Origin of the sequence: Comamonas sp., assembly GCF_036666375.1 — a bacterium.
Taxonomy (GTDB): Bacteria; Pseudomonadota; Gammaproteobacteria; order Burkholderiales; family Burkholderiaceae_C; genus Comamonas.
In genome coordinates, this window is record NZ_JAVWWA010000011.1 from 1 (window position 1) to 10,042 (window position 10,042).

A 10,042-nucleotide genomic window follows, 5' to 3' on the forward strand; every position below is an offset into this window, starting at 1 on the left:
ACCGGCGGTAAAAGCCCTGGGGCACGGCCGTCGCTCCGGCAACGATCAGCCGCGCCAGTGGTCTTTGCGCGCCGGGGTAAAGCGTCGCGGCCAGCACAAATCCGTCCGTCGCAGTGAGCGTCATCGTCCGCGCTGCGGAATGTATCTCATGGGTCATGGGCGCAATCCTCTGTGACGACTGTGAAAGAAGCCTTGCTGGGTTGATCCGCATGGTGCGCCCGCGTGGCGCCCCGCGCTGTCATCTATGTGCCTGCACGAAGGCGCGCAGACTTTCAGAGCGCAGCCCGCAAGCTCAGCATCACATTGCGCGGCGCGCCGTAAACGCCTGTATAGAAGGTGGTGTCCATGGAACTCCAGTACTGCTTGTCAAACAGATTGTTGATGTTTATGGTCAGCGAAACCTTCTCGCTGAAGTCATAGCGCACCATCAATCCGGCCACCGCGTAAGCGCCCTGCTCGCCATGCAAGGGCTTGGCAGACCACCAGGGAGAACTCGTGAAGTCGCTACGGCTTTGCCAATTCACGCCCCCGCCCAGCGTGAGCGCGTTCCATTGGCCGGGCAGGCGGTAGGTGCTCCACAGCTTTGCGAGGTGCTTGGGAAAGGTCGTGGAAATGCGTGCACCCGCCGAATCCTGCGTCTTCGCATAGGTATAGCTCGCGGCCACATTCCAGCCGCGCGAAAGCTCACCGTTGACCTCCAGGTCCAGGCCCTGCGTCCTCGCGCCTTTCTCGGCGCGATAGGCGGCATTGGTCGTGCCGGGCACCGTGTAGCTGCTGTCGGCCACCGCGAGGTTGTCCTGGCGGATCTGGTAGGCCGCGGCGCTGCTGTGGATCTTGCCGTCCGCGAACTGGCTTTTCACCCCCAGCTCGTAGCTATTGCCTTCGCGTGGGTCCAGGAAAGCGCCGTTGCGATCCTGATAGGACTGGGGTTTGAAGATCGTGGTGTAGCTCGCATAGAGCGCATGGCTGGGGTCCAGGTCGTAGACGATGCCGACGTAAGGCGTGAGCACATTCTTCTTCTCGGCGCTCTCGTGCGAGCTATACGTTCCGCTGGTGTAGACCAGGTCATAGCGCGAGTTGTAGCGGCTGAGCCTGCCGCCAAGAATCAACGAAAGCTGGTCGCTGGGCCGCAAGCGGGCCGCGGCGTAGGCGCCTGACTGGCGCATCTGAGTATTGCTGGTCCGGCCATGCGGGGCGTCGGCCACCGTGCCTGCGTGCGCCCAGGTCTGGAAGTTGTAGATATTGCCTGGAACGCCAAGCGCCGCCTTGGGGCTGTAGGCGGTGTCGTTGGCGTAATCCGCGTAGTTGTAGCCCACGGCAAGCTCATGCTTGCGACCAAACAGCTCGAACGGCCCCGACGCCTTGAGACTCACGCCCGTCTGGTTCTGCTCGCTGTCGCCACTTTGCGCATTCAACGGCAGATTGCCGGTGTCTTGGTTGAACATTGCGTTCCAGGTGGTGCCGCCAACCCAGGAGAACGCGCGCGTCTGCCGCAACTGATTGGCCGCGAAGTCCAGCGACCAGCCCTCGCTCAGGCGCTGGTTCAATGCCACGAACGCGTTGCTGGCCGCGGTTTCGTTGCGGTTGTACCGGCTGGCGAAGCTCGTCGAGCGATCGAAGTCGCTCTGGGCACCGGTGCTGTAGAACAGCGGCAGGCCTACGCCATTGCCGATTCCACCTCGCGGGTCATCCTTCTGGTAGCTCAGCCCCGCCGTCAACAGCGTGGAGTCCGTGAGGTCGGCTTCGACAACGCCGTACAGCACTTGCTTGTCCAGCTGGTAGTAGTCGATGTAACTGTCGCTCTTCTGATAGGCGCCGATCAGGCGGCCCCGCACCGAGCCCGAGGCATTCAGCGGGCCGGAGAGGTCGACCTCGGCGCGCGCCTTGCTCCAGGAGCCGGCGCCCACCGAGACATGTGCCTGCCAATCCGCTGTCGGGCGTTTGCGCACCATGTTGATCGTGCCAGAAGGGTCGCCCGCCCCGCTCATCAGACCCGAAGCCCCGCGCAAGACTTCGACCCGGTCGTAGATGGACAGGTCGGCGAGACTTTGCGACACATCCTGCGTGGTCACGTCCAGCGTGGTCGGCACGCCGTCGAGTTGGTAGGAATCGATGGCATAGCCGCGCGACATCACGCTGTAGCGTTCGCCACCGATGTTCTGCAGCGTGATGCCCGGAGTCTGCTGCAAGGCGTCGCCTATGCCGCTCAAGGCCTGGTCGCCCAGGCGCTGGCTGGTGATCACACTGATGGTTTGCGGAGTTTCCCGCAGCGTCAGATTGAGCGGAGTAGCCACCGTGCTGCGCCCATTGCTAGCGTAGGAGCCCGATCCTTCGGTGGTGCTGCCAGGCTCGGCACTGGCCGTCACCTGCACTTCCTTGAGCGTTGCCCCCGGCTCGCCTTGCGCTGCGCCGGGGCTGGCAACGGCAGCGCTCGGGCGAACGGTCAGTGTGCCGTTGGCCGTGCGCGCGAACTCCAGACCATGGCCGACCAGAGCCCGTTGCAAGGCCTGCTCCGGCGTGAAGCGGCCCTTGATTGCCGGTGCCGACAGGCCGCGAACCACAGGAGCCGGCACGGCGAGCTGCACCCCGCCTTCGCTGGCAATGCGGATCAGACTCGCGTTGAGATCCTGCGCCGGGATGTCATATGACTGTGCAAGACCGCTGAGCGCGAGCGCGTTCGCAGAAGTCGTCAGGCAGGCGATCGCCAAAAGATGGCGGCTATGAGAGAACGCAGGAGGCATGATGGACCTGTGGTGGAAACTGCAGAGCCGGAGAAATTCCGACCTTTCCACTGTTTGTCGGACGAGAGCAAAAAAGCGGCCATGGTTTGGCCGAATTTTTTGCGCTGGCTCAGGTGCTCGTATCCACCCGAACCAGCCACCCACCCGAATGCCGGTGAATGTCGATGGGCAGCGTCTGCGCCAGGGACTCGAGCGCCGCATCCGTGTCGTCGAGCGCAAACACGCCCGTGACGCGCAGTTGGGCCGCGCCGGGTGAAACGCGGATCAAGCCGCGCCGGTAGGGCCTCAAGCTCGCCAGCACTTCGCCCAAGGGCTGGTCATAAGCATGAATCTCCCCGCGCTCCCAGGCCGCCGCCGCATCGGGCAGGGTCTGGCGGCTCAGCTCAGAGAAAGCGCGTCCATCGAACCACGCGGACTGGCCTTGCGACAGAAGCTGCGACAGCGGCTGGGCATCGCTGCCTGTGGTCAACCCGGCCTCGCCTTCCAGGGCCAGCGCAAACGTACGCTCATCGGCCAGCTTCATCATGATCCGCGAGCCCAATGCCTGCATGCTGCCGTGCGGACTGCGCACCACAAAGGGCGCGGACACCCCGGCTTGCACCGTGGCCAGCAGCTGGCCTTGGCGCAGATGGACAAGACGCAGTCCCGCGCTGAAACGCACGTCCACCGAGGAACGCGCATCAAGTTGCAGGCGGCTGCCATCCGCGAGCTCGAAACTGCGTCGCTCGCGCGTGGACGTATGCAGGTCGGCACGCCAATCGGGCAACATGCCGCTACGCTCGGCCAGCCATGCGCTGCCCAGCCCCAGGCCCGCGACGCCCAATGCGCCACGCAGCATTCTGCGGCGGTCAGGCAGTCCATCGGCTTTGCGCAGGGTAGCGTGCACCGCAGGCGCGCGCGGCCCGGTCGTCGTGGCCTTGCCCGCCGAAGTCGCGCCAAAGGTGGCCTCGAGCGCGCCGCCCAGCCGCAGCCAGGCTTGTCGGTGACGGCTATCCGTCAGCAGCCATTGCTCGAATGCCGCACGTTCGGCTGCGCCGGCTGTACCCGAGCGCAGTTCGACCATCCACTCGATCGCCGCCTCGGAAATCGCATCCAGCGCGGAAGAGCGCGCCATCAGTCTTGCACCGCCAGCAGGCAGCAGCGCAGGCCATCGGCTACATAGCGCCTGACCATGCGCTCGGACTTGCCGATCTGCGCGGCAATCTCGGCGTAGGCCAGGCCATCGAGCTGACTCAGCAGAAAAGCGCAGCGCGCGTGGGAGGACAAGCTTTCCAAGGCTTTGGCGATGCTGGCCAGCGACTCTTGCAGCAAGGCGCGCTCCTCGGGTGAAGGCGCGAGTTCCTCGGGCATGGCTGCCAAGGTCTCGACCCACATCTGCTCCAGGTCTCTGCGGCGCCAGAGGTCGACGAGGATATTCTTGGCGATGGCCGTGAGAAAGGCACGCGGCTCATCGAGCAACAGCAGCCGGCGCGTGCCCAGCAGCCGCACGAAAGTCTCGGAACTCACATCCTCGGCGTCCGCGGCATTCTGCAAGCGCCTGCGCAGTCTAGCCAGCAGCCAGGGTTGATGGTCAATGAAGAGCTCAGCGGCCGCTGAGACTTCGTCGGCAGGCATGGGAGCGGTCGACAAGAGAAGGCCCGATTAATAAGAACTATTCTCAAGTATATCGAGTTTCAGCAGCGGCATGGCCCGACATCACCAGGCCGCGCCCGAACTGTGCCTCAGCGCGCGGAAATCTCCTGGCTGCGCCTACCGCCGGCTTGCAGACCCAGCACGGCTGCGCCCAGGACTGCCGCCAGCGCCCCGACCAGCGGGACATGCGCCAGGCCGGCCCAGGCAATCGTCAGGCTGCCCAGCACCCCGCCCAGCGCCGTGCCCAGATTGAACGACGCGATGTTCAGGCCCGCGGCCACCGCCGTGAACTGCGGGATATGGCGCCGGGCCTGCTGCAGCAGGCGCATGGTCAGCAGGGTCACGATGGCAAAGAAGAACACCCCCAGGCTGCCCACCAGCACCAGCATGGCCGGCGCAAAGCCGCGCAGCAGGTAGAGTGCCGCCAGATTCAGCGCCAGCCCGGCCAGTGCCGCCAGCGTGCTGCGGGCTGCATCCGCCCGGTCCGCCAGACGCCCGCCCAGCAGATTGCCGAGCACCGAGCACAGGCCGAACAGCAGCATGGCCAGGCTCAACCAGCGCACATCGACGGCGGTGACCTGCAGCAGATAGGGCGAGACAAAGGTGAAGAAAGCAAAGGTCGCCACGCTCACCAACGCGCCTATGCCGGCGGTGGTCAGCAGCTGCGGCTGCGTGATGGCGCGTATGCCTTGCCAGGCGCCGGCCGGCCCGCCGCCCTTGGCCTGGCTGTGCATGAAAAACCGCAGGCCCAGCATGCCCGCCAGGCTCAGCCCGCCTATGGCCAGGAAGATCGCACGCCACGACCAGAGGCTGCCGAGAAAGGTGCCCAGGGGCACGCCCACGGCCAGCGCCAGCGTCAGCCCCAGCCACACCACGGACAGCGCGCGCCCCGAGCGCGCCGGCGGCACCAGCTGGGTGGCCGCGTCCGAGGCCACGGCCATGAACACGCCGTGGCCCAGGCCGACGACAAAGCGCACCGCCAGCAGCAGGGCAAGATTGGGCGCAGCCGCCATCAGCACGCTGCCCGCGGCCAGCACCGCCATGGCCAGCAGCAGGATGCTCCTGTCCTTCCAGTGCGCGAGCAGCGCGGTGATGAACGGCGCGCCTATCGATGCGCCCAGCGCGTAGGCGGCAATGGCGGTGCCGACCGCGGCGATCTGGCTTTCAAGATCGACGGCAATGGCCGAGACCAGGCCGGCCACCACGAACTCGGACAGCCCGAAGGCAAAGGTACACAGGGAGAAAACATAGATCGCGACCGGCATGGCTATACGCATTGAAGTGCAGCAACCCCGGCGTCACGGTATGGAACGCGGGTGCTGCCGCAGCGTAGCCGCCGCGCCGGCGTTCGTAAAATACCGTTCCTGTCGCCAAACAAGACGTCTGGCGTCTCAATCACCGCCGGGTGCAAAAGCGCCGCGGATTTCGGCGATCAGCCGGTCGCGTATCGCCGACGGCTGGCCGGGATTCCAGGCCATCAGCAGGTCCAGCCGGCGCAGCGCTGCGGGCGCATCGACGGCAATCGGGCGGAACACCACATCGTGCTGGGTGCCGCTCGCCAGCGATGCCGGCAGCAGCGCCAGGCCAAAGCCGCTGGCGACCAGCGCGATCAGCGTCTGCATCTGCCGCGCCTGCTGCACCACGCGCGGCACAAAGCCCGCGGCCTGGCACAGCGCGATCAGCTGATCGTGAAAGCCCGGGCCCAGCGGCCGCGGCGAGGCGACAAAGGCTTCGTCCTTGAGCAGCGCCAGTTCGATCTGCGCGCTGCCCGCCAGCCGGTGGCCCGCGGGCAGCGCCACGCAGATGGGCTCGCGCAGCAGCGTCTCGAACCGCAGCCGGGGCGCAGTCGTTCCCGGCGTGCGCAGAAAGCCGATGTCCGCGGCGCCGCTCTCCAGCGCCTGCACCTGCTCCTGCGTGGTGGCTTCGCGCATCGTGAACGCCACGCCCGGGCTGGCCAGCCGAAAGCCACGCAGCGCACGCAGCAGCGGCGCATAGGGCGCGATGTTGATGAAGGTCAGCGTCAGCAGGCCTTCAAGCCCCTGGGCCACGCGCTGCGTCTGCGCCACGCCTTCATCGAGCGATTGCAGAATCTGCCTGGCGGTGTTCGCAAAGGATGCACCGGCCGGCGTCAGCGCCACGCTGCGGTTGGTGCGCTCGAACAGCGCCAGGCCCATTTCACGCTCGAGCCGGCGTATCGCCTGGCTCAGCGGCGGCTGGGCCATGTGCAGCCTTTGCGCCGCGCGGTTGAAATGCAGCTCTTCGGCGACCGCAATGAATTGCTGCAGCAGGCGGGTCTCGATCATTGAAACATCCAAAGTCTGGTTGCCGCGACTTTGGCATATTTCCCGTCTCGGACCGCCCGACTGTGCGGGCTTATTCGGCCTTGATGTTCCCGTCGCGCATCACCTTGCCCATGCGCTGGGTCTGCAGGTCGATGAACTTCCTGACTTCGGCATTGCTGCCGGTGAACGGCTCGCCGCCCACGCTGGTGATGCGCTCCTTCACTTCGGGCGCGTCGAGCGCGACCTTGAGTGCTTCGGCCAGCTTGGCCGCGACCGCGGGCGGCACGCCGGCGGGCATGAACATGCCGTTCCATTCATAGGCTTCGGCATTGGGCACGCCGGCCTCGGCCAGCGTAGGCACATCGGGCAGCAGGGCCGAGCGGCGCGCGGCCATCACGGCCAGCGGGCGCAGCTTGTTGGCCTTGATGTTGGACAGCGAGGAGCCGATGTTGGCGACATAGACCGGCACATGGCCGCCCATCACGTCGGCCATGGCCGGGCTGCCGCCCTTGTAGGGAATGTGCACCATCTTGGCCTTGGCCTGCTGCAGGAACTGCTCGGTGGCCAGATGCTGGGTCGAGCCCGTGCCGGGCGAGGCATACGACACCGCGTCGGGCGCCGAGCGCGCGGTCTGCACCAGCTCGGCCGTGGTCTTGGCGCTGTAGTTGGGCGAGACCGTCAGCACCAGCGGAAACACGCCCAGGATGCCCAGCGGCGTGAACGCCTTGGCCGGGTCGTAGGGCAGCTTGGGGAACAGCGTGGGATTGATCGCGTAGCCGCCGCCGTCGACCAGGAGGGTGTAGCCATCGGGCTTGGCCTGGGCCACATAGCCGGCGCCGATCTGGCCCGCGGCGCCGCCGCGGTTCTCTATCACCACCGACTGGCCCAGCACCGTCGCCATCTTGGGCGCGACCAGGCGCGCGAGCATGTCGGCCGCGCCGCCCGCGGGATAGGCAACGACGATGGTCACCGGCTTGCTCGGCCAGTTGGGCTGGGCCGACGCCAGCAGCGGCACGGTGCACAGCGCGGCAACAGCCAGCGCGGAAAACTTGATTCGGAAAGCCATGGCTTTGTCTCCAACTTTTTAATGAAAATACTCAGTGCGGCGGCGCGGCCGTGGCCGGCAAGGCGGACGCGACTTCCAGCTCCAGCCCGGTCTCGCGCAGGCGCTGCACCGCGGCTTCCGACAGCGTGTCGTCGGTGACCACGAGATCGAACTCGTCGAGGCCGGCAACGCGGTAGGTGCCGTAGGTGCCGTATTTCGCGCTGGTCGCCAGCAGCACGCGCTGCGAGGCAATCGCCATCGCCGCGCGCTTGACTTCGACCTTGGGCGCCGAGGGCGTGGTCACGCCGCGCTCCAGATCCCAGGCGCTGGCCGACAGGAACGAGATATCGGCCACCAGCTGGCGCAGCGTGGCCGCGGCCAGCGGGCCTATGCTCGAGCCGTTGCGGTGGTCGAGCACGCCGCCGGTGTGCAGCACCGTCACATGCGGCGCCTCGCCCAGCGCCAGCGCGACATGGAAATCGTTGGTGATCACCGTCATGTCGGCCAGCGCGATGATCTGCGGAATCAGGCCGGCGGTGGTCGTGCCGGCATCGAGGTAGACCGTCATTCCCGGCTTGAGCAGGCGCGCGACCTGGGCCGCGATGCCGCGCTTTTCCGCCTGCTCGGTGACCGATTTGGCCTGGTGGCTGGGCTCGACGATCTGGTGGCTGGCAATGCGCACCCCGCCCGCAATCGCGTAGACCCGGCCCTTTTCCTCGAGCGCGGCGACATCGCGGCGCACCGTCATGTGCGAGCAGCCCAGCAGTTCCGTGAGCTGGTGCACGCTCAGCACCTGGTGCTGGCGCAGCTGCCGCACGATCATCTCGCGGCGCTGCTCGGGAATCAGCCCCGCGGCGCGGCCGCTGGCGTGGTCGATGAGATCGTTCATTGCCTGCTCCCTTGCCGGACTTCAGTCTTGCAGCCCGGCGAGCCAGGCGGCGCGCAGCGCAGGATCGTCGCCCGCGATGTCGTCCAGGGTGATCAGTTCGCCCGCGCGGATCGCGCGCGCCGTCGTGGCGTGCGCGGCCAGGTACAGCGGCGCCACACCGGCCGGTGCCTGCTCGCGCGCCAACAGCACGGGAGCGACGCCGGTCACGTCGTGGTGGTGGCCGCCCATGCGCAGCACCGTGCCCGCGGGAATGGTCTCGATGGCGCGGCCCGCGAGAATCGCATGCTGGGCCGGACGGTCGCTGCCCGAGGCGCGGCCATGCAGCACGGCGTTGAGCAGCGTGATGGGCGTTTCCACGCCCATGAAGTGGTAAGGCAGGTACATGCAGGCGTAGCGGCCGTTGCGGCTGACCACATGGCCCTTTTGCGCCAGCAGCTGCCAGGTGGGGCCGTCGCCGGTGCGCACGATGACAAACACGCCGCCGCCAAAGCTCGCTTCGTCGGGCAGGCGCAGCACGTTGAACACGTCGATCACGCCGGAATTGTGCAGAATGCCGCCGTCTTCGCGCAGCGCGTAGATGTCGGCGAGTTCGGCGGTGCGCGCCACGGGGTAGTGCATGGCCTCGACATCGGCCACCAGGCCGGTGTTCGATGCAACCACGGCCATCTCGCAGTAGTCGGCGGTGGCGCTGGTCTTCCAGCCCTTGAGCGCGGCGCGGCGCGCGGCCAGCGTCGCGGGAATGTCGTCGCCCAGCGTCAGCAGCTCGGCCATTTCGGGAATGTCGCGCGTCTCGTCAAGCTGGCGCACCTGGCCGCTGCGCGGATCGAACACCAGGTCGTACTCGCCCGACTTGCCGGCGGCGACGATCTCCAGGCCCAGCGTGCGCGCCCAGCTGACCCAGCCGATCAGATTGGCCGGCTGGTCGCCGTCGGCCGTGGTGTAGACCACGCCCTTGGCCGCGGCCAGGCGCGACATGGTGACGCCGGCAACGGTGTCGACTTCCTTGCTGACCATGGCCACATGGCGGCCGGCTTCAATGGCTTCGCAGGCCGCGCGGAAACCGACCTTGGGATTGCCCGTGGCCTCGACCAGGATGTCGTGCGCCACTTCGCGCAGCAGGCCGGCGTCGGCCACCAGCGCAATCGCGTCGGCGGGCAGCGCGGCGATGTCGGCAGCGCTCAGGCATTCGCGCAGCTGGCTTGCGGGATATCCCAATTCTTCACACAGTGCACGCAGGCCCGGCACATCGAGGTCGCACAGCGCGGCCGGGATCAGCCGCGGCATCAGCCGCGTCTGCGCCAGCAGCGTGCGCGCAAAGCCGCCCTTGGCGCCAGTGAGGGTGTAGCGCACTTTGCGCTCGGGTTGGTCGGCGAACAGCAGTTCAAAATTCATAGGTGGTCCATTGCAGTGAGGGCAGCGCTGGGCTCTATTATTCACAAAACATCACACAAAA

General features: G+C 66.8%; 8 protein-coding genes. All 8 read right to left on the minus strand.

Features of this window, described 5'->3' with window-relative positions; all coding sequences use genetic code 11:
• Nucleotides 1-272: 272 nt before the first annotated feature.
• Nucleotides 273-2,741, minus strand: coding sequence for a TonB-dependent siderophore receptor (locus RR928_RS04260; RefSeq protein ID WP_332681585.1), 2,469 nt, complete (start codon nucleotides 2,739-2,741; stop codon nucleotides 273-275).
• A 109-nt stretch (nucleotides 2,742-2,850) separates the two neighbouring features.
• Entirely contained in the window at nucleotides 2,851-3,855 is a 1,005-nt protein-coding gene (locus RR928_RS04265) for a FecR domain-containing protein (RefSeq protein WP_332534112.1), read from the minus strand.
• Nucleotides 3,855-4,355 carry a sigma-70 family RNA polymerase sigma factor gene (locus RR928_RS04270; RefSeq protein WP_332534113.1) on the minus strand — a complete coding sequence of 167 codons (501 nt, stop codon included), beginning with the start codon at nucleotides 4,353-4,355 and terminating at the stop codon, nucleotides 3,855-3,857. Before RR928_RS04270 ends, RR928_RS04265 begins: the two co-directional genes overlap by 1 nt.
• A gap of 107 nt (nucleotides 4,356-4,462) precedes the next feature.
• Nucleotides 4,463-5,638 carry an MFS transporter gene (locus tag RR928_RS04275; RefSeq protein WP_332681587.1) on the minus strand — a complete coding sequence of 392 codons (1,176 nt, stop codon included), beginning with the start codon at nucleotides 5,636-5,638 and terminating at the stop codon, nucleotides 4,463-4,465.
• 126 nt (nucleotides 5,639-5,764) lie between these two features.
• Entirely contained in the window at nucleotides 5,765-6,676 is a 912-nt protein-coding gene (locus RR928_RS04280; RefSeq protein ID WP_332534115.1) for a LysR family transcriptional regulator, read from the minus strand.
• A gap of 70 nt (nucleotides 6,677-6,746) precedes the next feature.
• The gene (locus RR928_RS04285; RefSeq protein ID WP_332534116.1) at nucleotides 6,747-7,721 is read right to left on the minus strand and encodes a Bug family tripartite tricarboxylate transporter substrate binding protein; all 975 of its coding nucleotides are present in this window, start codon (nucleotides 7,719-7,721) and stop codon (nucleotides 6,747-6,749) included.
• A 31-nt stretch (nucleotides 7,722-7,752) separates the two neighbouring features.
• A complete protein-coding gene (locus RR928_RS04290) occupies nucleotides 7,753-8,589 on the minus strand; it encodes a DeoR/GlpR family DNA-binding transcription regulator (protein WP_332547586.1) in 837 nt (278 codons plus the stop codon).
• 21 nt (nucleotides 8,590-8,610) lie between these two features.
• On the minus strand, nucleotides 8,611-9,981 hold the full coding sequence (locus RR928_RS04295) for a homoserine dehydrogenase (RefSeq protein ID WP_332681590.1): 1,371 nt from the start codon (nucleotides 9,979-9,981) through the stop codon (nucleotides 8,611-8,613).
• Between the last annotated feature and the right edge of the window lie 61 nt (nucleotides 9,982-10,042).